Source organism: Acetobacter sp. P1H12_c (assembly GCF_018811975.1).
GTDB lineage: Bacteria > Pseudomonadota > Alphaproteobacteria > Acetobacterales > Acetobacteraceae > Acetobacter > Acetobacter persici.
In genome coordinates this window covers 1-19,581 of sequence record NZ_JACRVR010000033.1, presented here as the reverse complement: position 1 = coordinate 19,581, position 19,581 = coordinate 1, and the positions used below count along the sequence as shown (strand labels likewise).

Annotated in this window: 13 protein-coding genes; 5 read left to right on the top strand and 8 right to left on the bottom strand. The window is 58.8% G+C overall.

The window, feature by feature from the left end; translation table 11 throughout:
* Nucleotides 1–5: 5 nt before the first annotated feature.
* The 5 genes from KP699_RS13280 to KP699_RS13260 form a co-directional block, all read right to left on the bottom strand.
* On the bottom strand, nucleotides 6–887 hold the full coding sequence (locus KP699_RS13280) for a DNA/RNA non-specific endonuclease (protein WP_308164926.1): 882 nt from the start codon (nucleotides 885–887) through the stop codon (nucleotides 6–8).
* A 7-nt stretch (nucleotides 888–894) separates the two neighbouring features.
* Nucleotides 895–1,776 carry a 3'-5' exonuclease gene (locus tag KP699_RS13275; RefSeq protein ID WP_215762957.1) on the bottom strand — a complete coding sequence of 294 codons (882 nt, stop codon included), beginning with the start codon at nucleotides 1,774–1,776 and terminating at the stop codon, nucleotides 895–897.
* A gap of 194 nt (nucleotides 1,777–1,970) precedes the next feature.
* The gene (locus tag KP699_RS13270) at nucleotides 1,971–3,806 is read right to left on the bottom strand and encodes a DUF885 family protein (RefSeq protein ID WP_308164925.1); all 1,836 of its coding nucleotides are present in this window, start codon (nucleotides 3,804–3,806) and stop codon (nucleotides 1,971–1,973) included.
* A gap of 104 nt (nucleotides 3,807–3,910) precedes the next feature.
* Nucleotides 3,911–6,811, bottom strand: a complete 2,901-nt coding sequence (locus KP699_RS13265) for a TonB-dependent receptor domain-containing protein (protein ID WP_215762955.1) — start codon at nucleotides 6,809–6,811, stop codon at nucleotides 3,911–3,913.
* 394 nt (nucleotides 6,812–7,205) lie between these two features.
* On the bottom strand, nucleotides 7,206–8,201 hold the full coding sequence (locus tag KP699_RS13260) for a 4-hydroxyproline epimerase (RefSeq protein ID WP_215762954.1): 996 nt from the start codon (nucleotides 8,199–8,201) through the stop codon (nucleotides 7,206–7,208).
* 95 nt (nucleotides 8,202–8,296) lie between these two features.
* On the opposite strand from KP699_RS13260, the gene KP699_RS13255 reads away from it, so the two are divergent.
* Entirely contained in the window at nucleotides 8,297–10,498 is a 2,202-nt protein-coding gene (locus KP699_RS13255) for a beta-galactosidase (protein WP_252347060.1), read from the top strand.
* 15 nt (nucleotides 10,499–10,513) lie between these two features.
* Here KP699_RS13255 and KP699_RS13250 read toward each other — a convergent pair whose 3' ends face one another.
* Together KP699_RS13250 and KP699_RS13245 are read right to left on the bottom strand one after the other, a co-directional pair.
* The gene (locus KP699_RS13250) at nucleotides 10,514–12,301 is read right to left on the bottom strand and encodes a DUF885 family protein (RefSeq protein WP_215762953.1); all 1,788 of its coding nucleotides are present in this window, start codon (nucleotides 12,299–12,301) and stop codon (nucleotides 10,514–10,516) included.
* Nucleotides 12,302–12,417: 116 nt separating this feature from the next.
* Entirely contained in the window at nucleotides 12,418–13,323 is a 906-nt protein-coding gene (locus KP699_RS13245; protein WP_077929711.1) for a dihydrodipicolinate synthase family protein, read from the bottom strand.
* A gap of 246 nt (nucleotides 13,324–13,569) precedes the next feature.
* Here KP699_RS13245 and KP699_RS13240 point away from each other — a divergent pair, with 246 nt between their 5' ends.
* From KP699_RS13240 to KP699_RS13225, 4 genes are read left to right on the top strand one after another with little or no spacing between them, the layout of a single operon-like run.
* The gene (locus KP699_RS13240) at nucleotides 13,570–14,727 is read left to right on the top strand and encodes a Xaa-Pro peptidase family protein (protein WP_308164924.1); all 1,158 of its coding nucleotides are present in this window, start codon (nucleotides 13,570–13,572) and stop codon (nucleotides 14,725–14,727) included.
* Between the two features lie 24 nt (nucleotides 14,728–14,751).
* A complete protein-coding gene (locus KP699_RS13235; protein ID WP_215762951.1) occupies nucleotides 14,752–16,512 on the top strand; it encodes an aminopeptidase P family protein in 1,761 nt (586 codons plus the stop codon).
* Nucleotides 16,509–17,762 (top strand): FAD-binding oxidoreductase, encoded by a 1,254-nt coding sequence (locus KP699_RS13230; RefSeq protein ID WP_215762950.1) that lies wholly within the window; start codon nucleotides 16,509–16,511, stop codon nucleotides 17,760–17,762. Before KP699_RS13235 ends, KP699_RS13230 begins: the two co-directional genes overlap by 4 nt.
* Nucleotides 17,763–17,771: 9 nt before the next feature.
* Nucleotides 17,772–19,331 carry an aldehyde dehydrogenase (NADP(+)) gene (locus KP699_RS13225; RefSeq protein WP_215762949.1) on the top strand — a complete coding sequence of 520 codons (1,560 nt, stop codon included), beginning with the start codon at nucleotides 17,772–17,774 and terminating at the stop codon, nucleotides 19,329–19,331.
* A gap of 52 nt (nucleotides 19,332–19,383) precedes the next feature.
* On the opposite strand, the gene KP699_RS13220 is transcribed toward KP699_RS13225, so the two are convergent.
* Nucleotides 19,384–19,581: transposase (locus KP699_RS13220; RefSeq protein WP_215762948.1), on the bottom strand; the 198-nt coding region annotated here is incomplete at its 5' end.

Sequence of the window (19,581 nt, the reverse complement as noted above, 5' to 3'; positions counted from 1 at the left end):
CACTCCTACGGCACCAGAGACTTTACGAGCGCCCGCAGAGCCTTCTGCGCCGCTTTCTTCCCCCATTCCTTCAACAGCTTGCGGGTGCGGTCCTGCTTTGCCAGAGCATACGGACTCTCCCGGATGGGCGGCATCCCTGCCACATGGTCCTTCATGCTTGCAGGCAGGGCAGGAAACGGGTCGATATTCACCAGCCGGGTCAGCATCGCCACGCTGGTAATCCGGCAGGACGGATGGGCAGTATTCAGGCAGACATAAGCCCCCGTGCCATTCCCTGCCGGGTCGTACACCGCTTTCCATGTTACGGCTGGAATAGGGATATGGTGGGTGCCAATCGTCTGGCTCTGGTCCGGATCATAGCCCGGCCCGGTGACTACAAAAATTTCGCCCTCCTCCCGCGCCCAGCCGCGCACCGCACTTTCCACCCCTTCCCACGGGCCGCGGTTCAGCTCCGGGGTTTGTGGCACAATGTTGGAAAGCAGAAAGCTTTGCTTCTGGGCTGCGGCGCCAGCGGCATCCCCGCTAGGCGTCATGTGCCCACGATCATAATGTGAGCGGGTGTAATCAGACGTAAAGGCCTGCATGGGCAGCGGCAGACGGGTATCCGGCTGAAAACTGTCATGCCGCTGCATCCGGTCTGCAATTTCCAGATTTTCTTCCGTCAGATCTTCCGCGGACCAGAGCGGCCCGCGTGTCTGTTCTGATGCCAGCACGGCATACTGATCATTACACAGCATAACCGTCCCGCCCCGCACGGTTTCAGAAAGAACCGCTGGAGGCACACCTTTTGCAAACAGATCCGGGCAGGTTGCCGCCTCTGCCGCAGTCAATAGTGCTCCAAAGGGCAGACAGAGCAGCCCCGTCACACTCCAGAAAATCTTCGGCACGTTATCCCTAAACCCGGCTTGTAAAGCGGTCAGTGGCTTTTATCGTGCTCACAGTAAGCTCAATATCCCGCCGGTAAATTTCATCCCGCAAAAAGGCCTCTTCCTCTTCCCTTTTTTCAGGGGGCAGGTCGATAAACCATGCTTTGGGCCGCCCATCCATCCCGTCATTCCAGCGGTAGCCACGGGCTTTCAGCGTCTCCTTGCTTTCAAACGGGGCCTGTGTCGCCCAGATCCGCACCCAGACCGCGCGTGCCCGGTCCAGCAGGAAAGACAAAGCCGTGCGCCCTTCGGGAAAGCCTCTGTAGCCCAGAAGAGCAAGGCTCGCCAGACAATCATCCGCTGCGCGGTGCCCGTCAAAAAAGAACCCGGCCTGCATGGCAAGATAGCCGAGTTTCCGGCCTTCAAACCCGGCCGCATCCCAGGGTACATCCGCCATGGAGCAGGCCCACGGCTTTTCGGCAAAAGCCGGACAAAAGGCCTCAATAAACGGCCGGTCAAATGCGGCATTATGCGCGATGATCAGAGAAGCATCTGCCGCAAAAGCCGAGACCTCTTCCGGGGTGATGCTGTGCCCGGCCAGTTGCTCCTGCGTCAGGCCGGTCAGCTCCGTCACCCGCTGCGGCACCGGGACTGAGGGCTCACGCAGGCGGCTGAACGCTGGCAGAACGCCAATCAGCCCGCCATCCAGCGTGTAGGCAAACGGCACCATCCCGATTTCAATAATTTCGTCCAGCGCCGCGTCCAGTCCTGTGGTCTCAAGGTCCAGAAACAGACCTTTGCGCACGCGGCGGCCTTCGGGCATTGTCTCCAGCCAGTGCGGGCGCAGACGACGCAGCACACGATACGCCCCTGACCCTTCCAGTGTTCTGGCAAGATTTTCCAGAGACATCTCAGCCTTCCCTCCGGGCACGCGGAACGCACCCGCCAGAAAGGCAGGATTTCAGAGTGAGAGACGGAAGAACACGGCACCTGAACATGCGCGCAACTTATGCAGCACAACGCCCGGAGGCCAGCAGAATTTTCCGGCAGCGGCCCGGTCTCCCGTCTGCCGCTACCAGAAAGGCGTAAAAAACCGCGCGTCGCTCAGGATGCTTTGGTTTTTGCAATCCATTTTTCAACCAGATCAGACATCAGGTCGAGCGGCATTGCCCCGTTCCCCAGAATAACGTCGTGGAACGCCTTGATATCGAACTTGGAACCGAGCTCGGTTCTGGCTTTTTCACGCAGTTTCAGAATGGTTTGCTGGCCCAGCATATAGCCCAGCGCCTGCCCCGGCCATGCAACATAGCGGTCTGTTTCCGCCTGCATATCCGGCTCACTGGTCGGCGGATGCGCGTGGAAGAAGTCGCTCATCTGCTGGCGCGTCCAGTGTTTGTAATGCACCCCGGTATCCAGCACCAGACGATCCGCCCGCAGCAACGCCCCGTTCAGACGGCCATAGTCACTGTAGAGATCCTGATAAAAACCAAGTTCTTTCCCCAGACCTTCCGCATACAGCGCCCAGCCTTCCACGTAGGAGTTATAGGCCCCCTGCTGACGGAACGCAGGCAGCGGCATGGCCTGCGCCAGAGAAATCTGGAAATGATGCCCCGGCACACCCTCATGATACGCCGTATCTTCAATCGTATAGAGATCGCGCTTGTCGTAATCCCCTGTATTGACGAACACGATCCCCGGACGCGAGCCATCCGGCGTGCCCTGATGATACTCGGCCCCCGCCGCATCTGCCTCGCGGTAGGCTTCTACCGAGCGGACTTCCAGCTTTGTGGTGGGAATTTTGTTAAAAATACGCGGCAGCGCGGGCCACATCTGCGCGATATAGCCGCGATATTTCTCCAGAATTTCCTCGCGGGATTTTGCGTACAGCTTCGGGTCATGCGCCACAGACGCCCGGAGAGCCGCCAGATCGGCAAAGCCGAGTTTGTGGGCAATATCCGTCATCTGCGCTTCAATCTTGCTCACCTGCTGGAGGCCAAGCTGATGGATGTCCTCCGGTGCCATCGGACTTGTAGTCTGCACACGGATGGCATAGCGATACAGCGCATCGCCATTCGGCAGGGACCAGATGCCTTCATGCTCGCGACCGTGCGGGACATAATCCGTTTTGACAAACTGCGCGAAGCTGGCAAAGGCCGGACGCACCTCGGTATCAACCGCTTTCAAAATAGCCTGCTTCAGGCGAACCTGCTGCGCGTGAGAAATTCCTTTGGGGAATGTTTCCACCGGCTGGCCAAACACATTTTTCACACCCGCTGGTTCAGCAACCTGTTCGAGCTGCGTCACCACTTTTTCCAGCAGATAGCGCGGCGGAACCAGACCGTCCTTCACCCCCTGCTGCGCAAGGACTTTCAGCTGCGCCAGCACTGTGGGCAACGCATGCAGACGGTCCAGATAATCCTGATACTGTGCGGCTGTTTCAAACGGGATGGAGGATACAAAGCCCGGCAGCATCAACTGCACGCCCTGCACCTGATCAATCGGCAGTTCGTAAGTTTTGAGCGCAAACCCATCCAGCTTGTCCTGAAGCTGGCGGATCATCATCGCGCGGCTGATCTGCTCCTGCTCAGTCAGTGCAGCCGGATTTACTGCTTCAAACCGCTTCAAAAACCATGTTGTCGTAACTTTATCTCTCGCAATCTGCTCGAGAGAATAGTCCGTCCACTGGCTGTTATAGCGATAATCCCCGATGGTGGTGGCAAGCTCAGGGGAAGAGCGGAGCTGATACTGCCATTCTTCATCCAGCAAAGCGGCAAAAGCCGCGCTAGCAGAGGGTGCGGAGGGTGCGGAGGGTGCGGAGGGGGCCGCCTGCGCAGGGTTTGCCGTTCCCGGTACGGATGCCGCAAGAGCCACACCGCTTGCCGTGCTGGCCGCCAGCACACAGGCCAGCCCCAGACCAGACAGATAATATCGTGAAAACACGCCCTTAGTCTCCCTGCAAATCATACAAACAATTATGCCTGGCACAGGGCCAGGCATAATCACATCCTCTTATGTCTTTAGGTCGTTCCGGACTTCATTACAAATCAGAACTGAACACCCGCCTGAAGGAACACGTAGCGGCCGATAATTTCATCGGAATACATCGCCAGAGCCGTGTTGGTTGCACCATCCGGCACAAACGGCGGCTTCTTGTCGAGAATGTTGTTGACACCCCCTTCAAAGTTCCAGCGGTTGAGACGATAGCTGACCGTCACGTCATGCGAGAAAATACCCGGCACTTTGCAGTAGACATACGCCTTGCAGGACAGATCGCTTGAACCATCGGTAAACTTCATCCCGCCCGTATAGTGCATCATGTAACGCAGGCTGAAGTCGTTATGGTGCCAGGTGATCGTTGCGTAGTCACGCACGCGGGGCATCCCGTAACCGCTTTGATAGAACAGACGCCCTGCATAGTTGTTCCACTGGCCGTTGGGCTCGTTCTGCTGGAGGTAACCCACCAGTTGCTGGAAGTTGTTTTCCAGCGTGAAGGAGTCCTGAGGCGTCACCTGAATGTGGTAGCTCAGGTCAAAGTCGATACCGTTCGTGCGCAGGCCGCCGACGTTGGCATACAGATCACTCACCTGCGTGAGCTGCCCGGCGGTGGAACGCTGCTGTACCTGAGAGCAGTAGGACGGGTCCGCCCCGGTATAGCACTGGTCTGCCACATACTGCACAGGCAGCGTGTTAATCATGTGCTGCACGGTATAGTGCCAGTATTCAACAGAGGCCATCAGGCCCGGCACCCAGCGCGGTGTGATCACCGTGCCGACTGTGTATGTCCGGCCAATTTCAGGCTGGAGGTTCGGGTTACCGCCCGTCAGCGTCGGGATCTGCCCGCTGTTGACGTTCACAAAGTTTGCAGGATTGACACCCTGAGAGAGACATTTGGACGTGACGGCAGCGCTGGCCGCACCATAGCTGGTGGCCTGTGCGCAGGGATCCGTGCCCGGGTTATAGGAAATAGACTGACCACCAAACAGTTCAGACATGTTCGGTGCACGGAAAGAGGTGCCCAGCGTTGCACGGAAGCGGATATCCTGAACAGGAGCCCAGTTAATACCGACCTTCCAGTTTTCTGCACTGCCAAAGGTGTTGTAGTGTGAATAGCGGCCCTGCGCATCAATGGTCAGGTCTTTTGCAAGAAATGCGTTCTGGAGCAGCGGTATTTTGCCTTCCAGATACACTTCCGTCACGTTGTAGCCGCCGCCGGTATAGGTGGCGCCACCGCCCAGATCCCCATTGGCTGCCAGCGCATCCGGCGTATAACTTGCCTGCTCGCTCCGGTGCTCGACGCCACCGGCAATCCCGACGTTTCCGCCGTGTTCATAAGGCAGTTTCACAAGCTTGTTGTTAAAGACGCGGGCATTGAAGTCACGCATCTGGTAGTAGCTGTGATCGTTCTGGGCGTACCCGATATAGTCTTTTGCCTGCTGGGAGAGCGGCGCAAACGGATTGATCAGCGTACACCCCGGTGACGACGTACAGACCGAGGGGTTGTAAATAACAGCACTGTTCGCATCAGACGGATCAACCTGCTGTGTGCCCAGCACGTTCATCGCATTGCGATAGTTCGTCATGTTGTCGGTGGTCATGGTCGCGACGGAAGAGCCGTACGTCATGGAAAGGTCATACTGCCAGTTCCCGACAATCTGGCCCTTCATGCCGCCCATAACCTGATAGGTATCAACCCCTTCCTTGTATTCACGGTTACCGAGATCGGCCATCCGCTTATACATGGAAACATCTTCACCCCAGACGTTGTAGGGGTTGCCTGCCGGCAGGATCCAGGACGTGCTGAGGGTGGACGGGTAAGACGCACCCGTCAGCGGGTTGGGCGCCATCTCATTCATGGCGTCCTTGTGCGTATAGCGGACGCTGGAATAAAGCTGGAAGTGCTTGTTGATATCGTAATGCATATCCCCGGACAAATTCCCGCTCTGCAGGTAGTTTGTCATGGACGCATCACGCGCAAAATTGTAGCGGTCGGAATTCCCGAAAGTGTGGAAGCCGTTTACACCACCGCCCGTGTTGTTGCTCACAAGGTTGGTGGTGCTGCCATCGGCGTTCGGCACCATCACACGCGTCGCGGTAGAAACGGAACTGCCGTACGGCACAGTGTCACCCGGGCCCACGTTGGCGTTCCACGGCAGACGGGACCACTGGCGGTCACGCTGGTAGATCGGGCTGGTGGTCATATACTGACCAAAGATGCTGATATTCCCGCGGTCATGGTCAAAATTGAAGCCTTTGAAGCCTGAAATCTTGCCAGACTGACCATCACCATAGCTGCTGATCCCGCCGCGCACCTGAATGCTGCCGGTTGTCAGATTATGCTTCAGCTTGATGTTGATAACGCCGGAAACCGCGTCCGCACCATAGAGTTCGGAGCCACCGTCTTTCAGAATTTCCACAGAGGCAATCTGATCCACCGGGATGGAGTTCAGATCGACGCAGGAACTGCCCTGCCCCATGGTTTCAACCTGACGCTTGCCATCCACCAGAACCAGCACACGGCTCGGGCCGAGGTTCCGCAGGTCCGGGCAGGACATGCCAAGGCCGCCGTTGGTGGTGGTGTTATTGGCCCCCTGAGACCCCATGGAGGGCAGACGCTGGAGATAATCCCCCAACGTCACCGCAGACGTCTGCTGAATATCTCTGGAACTGATGATCTGGACCGGGTTGGGGTCCTGATTTTTGCCGGAAGACAGAGCGGAACCGGTTACGGTAAGCACTTCCGGCTGCGCTGCGGCACTCTTCGCTGTGCGACGCACAACGCGGGCTGACTCGTTTTTCTTCTTCACAGCCGCAGCCGTGGTTTGATCCTGATGCGAGGAGGCCTTTACTGCGGCGACCGCAGACTGAGCATACGCACTGGACCCGATTGCCAGAGACAATGATGACGAAAAAGCGAGGAGCGTGAGGCGATGGGGTAAAGACGACATCCTTCAGCGTTCCTTAATTCTGAGCGGTGTTCCGCTCACTCTGGAGTGGTGAGAACATCAAAATCGCTATCAGATATCGTATACCATTGTCAAAGCGGAATTAGTTTTCCGCGGTATTCTGTTGGAGAGCGTGCCTTAATGGCCATGCTTGAAATCACCTCTGGCGACTGAACCGGAAAGCCCTCCCCTTTGATCGGAAACAAAATATGTTTCTGAATTTTCTATCTTTTTTCTTTTCTCAACAAAAAAGCGTGCAGAGTTTCTGGCTCTGCACGCTTCAGGGGCTGTGTGTTGCAACACGCCCGATCTGTCACCTAAAATCCACAATCCAGTTTTTATTTTGAATTCGTTATAAGAGGCTTTTCCCCCGCTGTAGAAAAATCAGGTTTCCTGATCAGGAAACCTGAAACCCCCGGCAGAATCTGTCTTCTTCATCAATCCAGATGGTATTGAAGCCTGTAGAAATCGCACTGCCTTCAATAATAGGAACAATAGCGGTGTGTACGCCCAAAGTCGTTTCTTCCGCCACTGTCCCTTTAAAGGCGCTGTGAATATAGCTTTCATGGGTGAAAACATCCCCCACCTTCAGAGCCCCTTTATGGTGCAGATGCGCCAGCCGGGCGGACGTCCCTGTGCCACAGGGGCTGCGGTCAATGGCATGGTCCCCATAGAAAACCGCGTTCCGGCCCTGAGTAGCCGTCGTGCCCTGATCGACCCACAGAACGTGACTGACCCCCTGAATACGCTCATCCAGCGGATGAACCGGGCAGATGGCTTCACGCATTTTCTCCCGCACCAGCGGGCTTAGTTCCAGAATACGGCGGGCACCGAGCTGATCCAGCCCTTCAAAAGCGCCCTGCGGTTCCACAATGGCGWAAAAATTCCCGCCATAGGCCACATCTACCGTCAGCGGCCCAAGACCCGGCACGTCAATCTGCACACCTGTTGCGGCAACATAGGCAGGCACGTTGCGGATCGCCACGCTCCGCACACGGCCATTGTCTTCCGTATACGTAATGTCAATAATCCCGGCGGGCACTTCAAGTTTCAGCCGTCCGGGTTCACGCGGTGTCAGAAGTCCATGTTCCAGCCCGAAGGTCACCAGCCCGATTGTGCCGTGCCCACACATCGGCAGGCATCCGCTGGTTTCAATAAACAGGATGCCTGCATCTGTATCTGGCCGGGTGGGAGGATACAGAAACCCGCCAGACATCATGTCATGCCCGCGCGGTTCAAAACACAGGCCTGTACGGATCCAGTCAAACCGTTCCAGAAAGTCCTGCCTGCGCTCCCCCATGGAAGTCCCGCGCAGCAGGGGAGCCCCGCCGCTGATCAAGCGAACAGGATTTCCGGCAGTATGTCCATCAATACAGAAAAATGTGTGACGCATTGCTATAAAGTCCGTGCTGCGGCGCGCTATGAAAGCACAATCCGGCTTTGCTTTTCGTGACGCTTTTCGTCTATCGTATACGTATCATGACCGATATGACCCGTAAAGCCACAGTCCTGTCCGCTGCGTCTACCGCCCTCTCCCGGCGGTTTTTGCGCCGCGTCCAGCAGGATGCCCGCCATTTTGTACGCCAGTTTATGAACCAGTCTGCATACAGGGCCGGGCTAGCCCTCAGCCTGTTTGCTGGCGCGTCCTCCCTCGCTCTGGCAGCGCAGCCGCCCTCTCAGCCTGCCGCGCAGGACCTTCTGCTGGGGGCTGCGTGGTATCCGGAGCAATGGCCGGAAGAGGTCTGGGAGCACGATCTGGCTCTGATGGAAGCGGCCCACATCCATCTGGTGCGCGTTGGTGAATTTGCGTGGAGCCGGATGGAACCGCGTGAGGGAGACTGGCAGTGGGGCTGGCTGGACCATGCCATTACGTTGGCCGCCCGCCACCATATGAAAGTGCTACTGGGCACCCCAAGTGCTGCCCCTCCTGCATGGCTGACGCAGGCCTATCCTGACACTTTGCGTGTTTCAAACGCTGGTGTGCGGGATGAACACGGAAACCGGCAGCAATTTTCCTTTATCAGTGCGCGGTATCGGGCCTTAACGCATGATCTGGCGGAACGGATGGCTGTCCGCTACGGGCATAACCCGACGGTGGTCGGGTGGCAGATTGATAATGAACTGGCGGAACCCTCTTTTGACCCGGAAGCCCATAAAGCCTTCCATGCATGGCTTGAGAAAAAATATGGCACCATTCAAAACCTGAACCAGAAATGGTGGACCAGTTACTGGTCTCAGACCTATTCGGATTTTGGCCAGATTCCGGTGCATGACGCGGATGAAAACCCGGCCCTGCTCCTGAACTGGAAGCAGTTTGTGACAGAGACATGGGTCAGCTACGTCCGTAATCAGGCAGACCCGATCCGCCAGCATGCCCTGCCCTCCCAGTTTATCACCACCAACACCATGGGCTGGTTTGACGGGTTTGATGGCTACACCCTCCACCAGTCGCTCGATCTGGTGGGGTGGGATGATTACGAGACGGATTGGACAGACAACGCCGCCCGGCACGATCTGGCCCGTGGCTACAAGATGAAAAACTTCTGGGTCACGGAAACGGACCCCGGTTTTGTCAACTGGCGGCCAAATAATCTGGCCCATGACAAAGGGGAGGTCCGCGCGCTGGCATGGCAGGCGGTCGGCCACGGGGCGGACGCTGTGGAATACTGGCAGTGGCGCGCGGCCCTGAACGGACAGGAACAATATCACGGCGTTATTGCCGGGGCAGATGGGAACCCGGCCCCCATTTATGCGGAAATCCAGCAGATTGGTGCAGAATTTGAAAAAGCTGCTCCAGCTCTGCGCGAGACAACGCCGCACGCACAGGTCGCCCTCCTGCATGACATGCCCTCACGCTGGGCCATCAGCTTTCAGAAACAGGTTGAAGGGTTTGATCCGGTCAAGGCGTTAACTGCCTTTTACGCCCCCCTCCGCCACATAGCGGGCACGGTGGATGTTATCTCTCCACGCCAAAATCTTGCGCCCTACACGCTGATTGTCGCTCCCGGCCTGAATGTTCTCCCGCAGGAGGTTGCAGACCATCTTCTGGCATGGGTCCGTCAGGGCGGGCATCTTGTGCTTGGCCCACGCTCCGGCATGAAAGATGCGGAAAACGCTCTGGACCCGCATCTTCAGCCCGGCCCGCTCGCCGCAGCTCTGGGCGCGCATGTCTCGCAATTTTACGGGCTGGTGCAGCCTGTGCCGCTCTCTCTGGGGCAGGCACAGGGCTCAGCAGATGGCACAGTCCATGGCACTGGCACCCGCTGGGCGGAAACTCTGGTGCCGACGGACCCGGCGACCCGGACAGAGGGCACGTATGGCCAGTCCAATGGCTGGCTGGATGGTGCGCCTGTGGCTGCCAGCCATCAGGTTGACAAGGGGGAGATTACGTATCTGAGCACCATCCCTGACCCTGCAACGCTGGAGACCTATCTGAAAACGCAGGTGCAAAATGCTCACGCGCTTTCTCCCTTCGCCAGTCTGCCTGCGGACGTGGAAGCCTGCGTGCGGCGCGGTAAGGGGCATGATGTTTTGGTGCTGATCAACCATGCCAGAACGCCGGTCACATTTACCCTGCCGGAGAACACATCAGCACGCGACCTGCTGACCCCCGGTGCCTCCATATCCGGGCCTGTAACACTGCCGGGATACGGGGTGCGCGTCCTCAGGCTGGCCAAAAGCCCTGCCTGAGGAGCATGCCGGGCCTCAGTGTGCGCTGTCCCCTGCGTAAGGGGAGCGGCCGCCTGTCTGGATAAAGTGATCCACCGCGGCATCCAGCACCGGCAGCGGGACGGAGCCTGTCGCCAGAACGGCATCATGGAATGCCCGCAGATCAAACGCCTTGCCCAGAGCCTTTTCCGCCCGTGCGCGGTTGCGGCGAATATCAGATTCCCCCAGATAATAGGACAGGGCCTGCCCCGGCCAGGCAATATACCGGTCAACCTCGGTATCAATTTCATGCTCGGATAAGGCTGTATTCTGCCGCAGATACTCCCGCGCCTGCTCACGGCTCCAGTGGAGATGATGCAGCCCCGTATCAACAACCAGACGCGCGGCACGCCATGCCTGATAGGACAGATAACCGAAGCGGTCATAAGCCGTTTCGTAAATGCCCATCTCATTCCCCAGATATTCGCAATAGAGCGCCCAGCCTTCTCCGTAGGCGGAAATATAATTGAAACGACGATACTGCGGCACTTCCGGCTGCTCTTCTGCCAGAGACAACTGAAGAGAATGGCCCGGTGAGGACTCATGCAGTGTCAGCGCAGGCAATGCATAAAGCGGGCGGGATGGCAGATCATAGGTGTTGACCAGATAGATGTGGGGCCCACCGCGCCCTGCCGTATAAACCGGGGCCACATCCGCAGGCACAGGTTCAATAGTAAAGCGCCCGCGTGGCAGGCGGCCAATAATGTCGCCTACTTTGCCGTCCACGCGCTTGGCCAGCCATGCGGCGTCTTTCAGCAATTCATCACCCGTCTTGGGATAAAACTGCCGGTCGGTCCGCAGGAATTTCAGGAAAGCTGCAAAATCACCCTTAAAATGCGTCTCCGCCATTACGCCCAGCATCTGCTTATGCAGGCCTGCAACCTCCCGGATGCCAATTTTATGGATTTCATCCGGGCTCATATCCAGCGTGGTATATTCCCGGATCTGGGAGCGATAATAGGCTTTTCCGTCAGGCTGGTCTTCCGCTGCCAGTGACTCCCGCGCGTGCGGAAAATACTCATCCTTCATGAAGGCATAGAGCGTTTTATAGGCCGGGATCACCGTCTCGCGAATAGCGTTCAGCCCCTCCTGCCGCAGTTCAGCCTGCGTTCTGGCAGGAATTGCGTCAGGAAACTGTTTGAATGGCGGAGCAAAAGCACTGTCTTCCGGGGTAACGGACGCCATTTTTTCCAGATCATGCAGGCGCTCTTCCACAATCAGCTTTGGCTGCACAAAGCCGCGCGCAACCCCGGCTTTCATGGCCGCAATTTCATCCGCAAAATAGCGGCCTGTATCACGCAGGCGGCTGATATAGTCACGATAATCCTGTTCTTTGAGGAACGGCGTATCGGACGGAGGCAGATCGCTCCAGAAGCCTGAATCCGCGTCAAACGGGATTTGCCAGACCTGCATCTTCTGGTCATCAAGCAAAACAGTCACCTGCTGCCTGTAGACCGCGTAATTCACCTGATCCTGCGCGGAAAGACTTCTGGCCGGAATAGCATTCAGGTCCGCCAGCGTTTTTGTCCACCGCTCCAGCCGGGCCTGCTGTGTTGCCGGGTCCGCTTTAGGGAGATGCGCCGTGTGGTTCCCATCCGGCGTACTGCCCTGCAGGTCCATGCGCCACGCCCACTCTTTCTGGTAAAGGTCCTGAAAGGCTTTTGTCGCGGACGGATCGGCTTCCGCCTGCGCATGGGTAAGCGGCCCATAACTCAGCAAGGCTGCCGTGGTCATGAGAGCCAGACGTCTGACAACAGAAATAGAGCGCGTGCGATAAGCCGGCATGATGCTAAACCCTTCTTTTCAATCGTGATACTTTACGCGCAATCCGCACCGGGAACAGGAGGATGGTTAAAAAAAACGGCCCCCTTTGCAGGGAGCCGTTTGGGAGACAAGCCAGATCAGCCCAGTTTGGGGCGGCTGGCCGCAGCGGCCTCCACCATGCTGATAACCTGCTTGCGCCGCTCACCTTCCAGCGGCAGACGCGGAGAGCGGACGCGCTCGCTGCCACGGCCCATCACCTGTTCCGCCAGCTTGATGGACTGAACGAGGTCATGCGCTGCATCCAGATGCAGCAGCGGCATAAACCAGCGGTAAATACGCAAAGCTGTTTCAATATCTCCACGCTGGAGAGACTCAACCAGAGCCACGGATTCCTGCGGGAAGGCGCTTGTCAGACCGGAAATCCAGCCTTTTGCGCCCAGTGTCAGACCTTCAAACGCGACGTCATCCAGACCGGCCATCATCAGAAAGCGATCACCAAAGCGGTTCGGCACATCCGTATAACGGCGCGTGTCAGAAGAGCTTTCCTTCAGCCCCACAATAGTTTTGCAGTCTTCCAGTTCAGCCAGAACATCCAGTTCCACATTCACGCGGTAAGATGTCGGGTTGTTGTAGATGATAATGGGCAGGTCCGTCGCCTTGGAAATTTCGCGGAAATGCGCAACCAGCTCATGCGGTTTTGGCACATAGACCATAGCGGGCAGCACCATCAGCGCATCCGCACCACTTTTTGCAGCCTGCTTTGCAAAGGCGACGGCACGCGGCGTCGTCATTTCAGACACGCCGACAAACAGCGGCGCACGGGTTCCGGCCACTTCACGCGCGGCTTCCAGAATCTGGACTTTTTCTTCAGGCTCGAGCGAATTGTTTTCACCGCAGGTGCCCATCATCACCAGACCATGCACACCGTCATTGATCAGCGCGTCAATAACTTTCTGCGTGCCTTTCAGATCAACGGACAGATCTTCATTAAACTGAGTGGTAACTGCGGGAAAAACGCCTTTCCAGGTCATTTCCAGTGCCATGCGTGAGCCTCCTTGCTTTGCTCTCGTTTCGTTTATCGTATACGTAACACCATCGTAGTGACCCGTAAAGCATCCTCCGCTCGCTCCGTGAAAAAAAGCGTTCCCCCTCCCTCCCGCTCCCTGCTTTTCCTGATATACCCTTCAACAAACACTTTGTGACGAACACAAAATGAGCTGCTTGCTCATGCTTTGTAATTCGTTTATCGTATACGTAACGACCATCCTTTGTGTCTGGAGCCGCCTTTCGTGAGCACCGCAGCCCTTCTCCCTGCCCCGCCCGCCCCCATTGGCCGCGCAACCTTTGCGCAGCGCATCCGCACAGTGCAGGAGCATCTGGAAACAGCCGGGCTGGACGCCCTTGCTGTGAATGCCGGAAACAGCCTGCGCTATTTTACCGGAGTGCCATGGGATGCAACGGAACGGCTGGTAACGCTGGTTATCCCCCGGCAGGGCACGCCTGTTGTAGTCTGCCCGCATTTTGAAACGGGGTCTCTCAAGGCCTGCCTGCGCACGAATGTCGAGATTGCCACATGGCAGGAGGACGAAAATCCGGCCAGCTGCGCTCTGGCACCCTATGCTGCGGGGGCCCGCATCGCACTGGACCCGGACTTCAGCTTCGGGTTTGTCACCGCCATGCGCAAAGCGCGGCCTGACCTTGTGCTGGAAGATGATGCCGGGCTAATTTCCGGCCTGCGCGCCTGCAAAACGGCGGAAGAAATTGCCCTCATCACACACGCCATGGCCATCACGCTCCAGGTGCATCAGGACGCCTATGCGTTTTTAAAGCCCGGCCTTCTGGCCAGCGAGATCCGGCGTTTCATTGACGCACGCCACCGGGAACTCGGCGCCGATAACGGATCCTATTTCTGCGCCGTTCAGTTCGGACATGCCACGGCCTACCCGCATGGCATCCCCGGGGATCAGGTTCTGGCGGAGAATGATCTTGTTCTGATTGATACCGGCTGCCGTCTGGACGGATATCATTCCGACATCACCCGCACCTACGCTTTCGGGCAGCCGGACGCGGAACAGCAGCGGATCTGGGAAATTGAAAAAGCGGCCCAGTACGCCGCCTTCCACGCCGCCCGTGTTGGCGCACCCTGCCATGTGGTAGATGACGCTGCCCGCGCAGTACTGGAACAGCATGGCCTTGGCCCGGGGTACACCCTCCCCGGCCTGCCACACCGCACAGGCCACGGGATCGGGCTTTCCATCCATGAGGCTCCTTATCTGGTGCGGGGCAACACCACCCCGCTCAAGGCCGGGCACTGTATGTCTAACGAGCCGATGATCGTTATCCCGGAAACATTCGGTATCCGGCTTGAAGACCATTTTTACATGACGGAAGACGGCCCCCGCTGGTTTACCGAACCCGCGCACAGCTTTACGGCTCCGTTTAACTGATCGTCTGGAAGGACGGACACCAGCATGCCCACTCCCACAGAACGCCTGACGGCCCTTCGCGCTGCCCTGTCCGGCCTTGGCGTGGACGGCTTCTTCCTGCCGCGCGGTGATGAACATCTTGGCGAATACGTTCCCGCCTGCGCGGAACGTCTGGCCTGGCTGACCGGCTTTACAGGGAGCGCCGGGCTGGCTGTCGTCCTGCCAAAAAAGGCGGCTGTTTTTTCTGACGGTCGTTATCAGGTGCAGATGCGCCAGCAGGTGGAGGCCTCGCTCTGGTCTGTTGAGCATATGTATGAGACACCGCCGCCGCTGTGGCTGGCGCAGCATGGGCGGGGGCTGTCCATCGGGTTTGACCCGCGCAGCGTCAGCATCCGGGAGATTGAGGCGCTGGAGCAGGCCGGATGCCATATGGTCGCACTCTCCTGTAATCCGATTGATGCCCTCTGGGCTGACCGGCCCCCGGCTCCGGCCACCCCGGCCTGTCTTCAGCCTCTTGCCCTCACCGGGCTTGAAACCCACGCCAAAATCCAGACCATTGCGGAAACATTGCGCAAAGCCGGGCAGGACGCCGTTATTCTGCCTGACCCGACAAGCATTGCCTGGCTTCTGAATATCCGCGGGCGTGATCTGCCTTTTTTGCCGGTCGTGCTCTGCTTTGCCATTCTGCATGCCGATGCCACGGTTGATCTGTTTATTGACATCACCCGGATTGATGACGCGGTGCGCGCGCACCTTGGCACCGCCGTCCGTGTGCATATGCCTGCGGATATGCAGCAGGTTTTGCAGACCATGCACGGCAAGACCGTCCGGCTGGATACAGGCCGCTGCCCTGTCTGGTTCGCCAGCATCCTCAGAGACGTCGATGCAACACTCTTAGACGGCACAGACCCCTGCCTGATGCCCAGAGCCTGCAAAACGCCAGCGGAACTGGAGGGGATGCGGCGTGCGCATCTGCTGGATGGTATCGCCCTCTGCCGCTTCCTGTGCTGGGTGGAACGCAATGGTATCGGCCAGACAGAAGCTGCCATAGCGGACCACCTGCTGGCTCTGCGCCGTGAGTCTGCGCTTTGTATCGGCCCAAGTTTTCACACCATTGCAGGCTCAGGCCCGAATGCAGCCATCATGCATTACGCGCCGACTGCGGAGGCATGCAGCAGGGTGCAGGAGGATGCTTTTCTGCTGGTTGACAGTGGCGGGCAGTATACGTGCGCCACCACAGACGTCACCCGGACGATCTGGATGGGCACCGGCACCCCGCCGGAAGAATGGCAAAAGCAATATACCTGCGTGCTTCAGGGCCTGATTGCGCTGGATCAGGCCATATTCCCGGCAGGCACGCATGGTTACAGGCTGGACCCGTTGGCGCGGCTGGCGCTGTGGAAAGAAGGGCTGGATTTTGACCACGGGGCAGGCCATGGCGTCGGCAGTTGCCTTTCCGTGCATGAATGGCCTCTCGGCTTCACCCGCCGCCCGGTGCTTGACCCGCTCTATGACCGGATGATCATGACGAATGAACCCGGCTTCTACGCCCCCGGCTCCCACGGCATGCGTCTGGAAAACCAGATGGAAACCTGTGTGGCCTACACAACTGAAACCGGAGACTATCTCCGCTTCAAAACCCTCACACTGGCCCCAATCGATACACGCGGCATCATGCCCGAACGCCTGACGGACGCTGAGCGGAACTGGCTGAACAGCTACCACGCGCATGTTCTGGAACAGATTGGCCCGCATCTTGCAACTGAAGAGCAGGGCTGGCTGCAACGCGCGTGCGCACCGCTATGACGGAGGCTCTCCCTCCCCCCCGCCCCGTCCTCGTTCTGGGCGGCGGCATCATCGCGCGTACCTGCGCCCTGCGCCTTCAGGAACAGGGCTGCGCCGTAACACTGGTAGCTGAGCCAGACAGCACGCCGCCATCATGGGGGAACGCCGGGCATATCGCGACGGAACAGGTGGAAGTTCTGGCCCGCCTTGCCACGGCAACCCGTGTGCTGTCTGACCATTTCCCCCGTGGGCCCGTGGCACTGGACTGGCGCAGCCTGCCCGCATGGCTGCCCTGGTCAGTGCGCTTTCTCCGTGCCTGCCTGCCGGGCACAGTCCACCGGGGGGACGACGCCCTGCGCGGCCTGATGCTCAACGCCCTGCCCGCATGGAAAAGACTGATCACAACGCTGGACAGGCCAGACCTTCTGGACCTGCGCGGCATTGTGAAACTGTGGGAGGGGGATGATACCGAGCAGAAAGCCGCCAGTGCTCTTCAGGCTGACCACGGCCCTGCACGCGCCATCCGCATGGAAGCACCGCAGATTGCGGCCTTTAACCAGTTTCTCTCCTCACCGGTGAAAGCCGGAGTGCATTTTGCTGAGACCGCTCACATCACCAGCCCGCGGGACGTGCTGGACACACTTCTGGCCCGCTTTACAGCGGTCGGTGGCATAGCGCTTTCCGCCCGCGCACTCAAAATCGACCACGAGGCAGAGACTGTACGTGTCAGCACCACGCAGGGGGAACTGACTGCGGACCGCGTCGTTGTGGCCTGCGGTGTGCGTTCGGGGTCTCTGCTGCCCGATGTCCCGGTGCCACTGGTGGCGGAACGCGGCTACCATGTGGAATGGACTCATGGCGGCCGGTGGACTCTGCCCAATGCGGTTTTTGAAGACCGGGCCGTTGTCGTCACCCGCTTTGGCTCCCGGCTTCGCGCTACCTCCTTTGTCGAGTTTACAAAGGATTCCTCTCCGCCCGATCCACGGAAATGGGAACGGCTTGAAGCGCATGTCCGCGCACTTGGCCTGCCAGTGGCGTCTGATTTTGCACGCTGGTATGGCTCCCGCCCCACCCTGCCGGATTACCTGCCTGCCCTCGGCAGCTTCCGCCACGCGCCACGCCTTGTGGCTGCCTACGGGCACAACCATCTGGGGCTGACTCTCGCCCCTGTAACCGCAGAAGCACTGAGCGCCCACATCCTGCGTGGCGCGCCCCTCCCCACAGCTTTCAGCCCGGACAGGTTCAGCCTGCGCTCCGGCTCCCGCATATAAGGACACCCTATGACTCTGACAGGCGCTCTTCTGATCGGCCAGAATACGGTCAACCGCCCGGAAACCTTTCAGGCCCTCAATGCCACAACGGGTGAGGCGCTGGACACAGCGTTCTCCTGCGCAACCACCGAAGATGCCGGGACTGCCTGTACACTGGCTGATGAAGCCTTTGACACCTTCCGCGCCACCACGCCGGAAGCCCGCGCGCAGTTTCTGGACTGTATTGCGGAGGAAATTGAAGCTCTCGGGCAGCCCCTTCTGGACCGCGCCCATGCGGAAACCGGCCTGCCTCTGGCCCGCCTGACGGGGGAGCGGGGCCGCACGACCGGCCAGCTCCGCCTGTTTGCGCAGGAACTGCGGGCCGGGCGCTGCCTTGATGCCCGGATTGATGAAGCCCTGCCCGACCGCAAACCGATGCCCCGCGCGGACCTCCGCCAGATCCGCATTGGCGTTGGCCCGGTTGCTGTTTTTGGAGCCAGCAACTTCCCGCTGGCGTTCTCCGTTGCCGGAGGCGATACCGCGTCCGCTTTTGCCGCTGGCTGCCCGGTGGTGGTCAGAGCGCACCCGGCCCATCCCGGCACGAGTGAACTGGTCGGTCGCGCCATCCAGTCCGCCGTGAAAAAATGCGGCCTGCCGGAGGGCACGTTCTCCTTGCTGGGCGGACCGGATTATACGCTTGGCGCAGAGCTGGTGCGGCACCCCGCTATTATGGCTGTTGGCTATACTGGCTCACGCTCAGGCGGCATCGCCCTGAGCAAAATTGCGGCGGCCCGCCCGGTGCCTGTTCCGGTGTATGCGGAAATGAGCAGCATCAATCCCGTTTATCTGCTGCCAGAAGCCCTGAAGACCCGTGCAGACGCTCTGGGCGCAGCCTTTATTGGGTCGCTTACCATGGGCGCAGGGCAGTTCTGCACCAATCCCGGCCTTATTCTTGCCCTCAGCGGCCCGGATCTGGATCGCTTCTGCCAGAGCGCGCAGGAGGCTCTTAAAACCGCCCCTGCGCCCACCATGCTCACACAGTCCATCCATGCGTCTTACGATGCTGGGGTGGAAACACTCGGCACCCGTCCGGGCGTCACCCTGCTGGGGCGTGGGCCACACGGTGAGGCATCCGGCTGTCAGGCTGCCGTTTTCACGACGGATGCCGCGCATTTCCTGCAAGATCCGGTGATGCAGCATGAGATTTTTGGTTCCTGCTCCCTGATTGTCGCCTGCCCGGATCTGGAGACGCTGCTGCGTCTGAGCCGCAGCCTTGAGGGCCAGCTCACCGCGACCCTGCACATGGAAGACGCCGACATTGCCACCGCCAGCCAGCTTATGCCGGTTCTGGAACGCAAGGTTGGCCGTATTCTGGCTAACGCATGGCCCACGGGCGTGGAAGTCTGCGCGGCTATGGTGCATGGCGGTCCCTTCCCCGCCACAACGGACCCGCGCAGCACTTCCGTCGGTACGGCGGCCATTGAGCGCTTTCTGCGCCCCGTGTGCTATCAGGATCTGCCGGACGCGCTTCTGCCAGCCGGGCTCCGCAGCACAAACCCGCTGAAGCTGCCGCGCCAGACCAGCCACTAACAGCCTGTCGGGTTGGGTATTTTGTGGCTGATAACGCCGAGGCTGAGCCAGCTTATGCTACGTGAAGCCGTGCCATTCTTTTGCAGTTGTATGCGAGAGCGACGAGTGTCCATTCGGTCGTGACTTTTGCAAGGCTGCGCAGACTGAATCTTCTGAAGCCCATGATGCTTTTGATAATGCCAAAGATCGGTTCAACGGTCTGTTTTCGTAGTCTGTAAACATCTCCGGCATCCGTGGTTTCCAGCCCTGT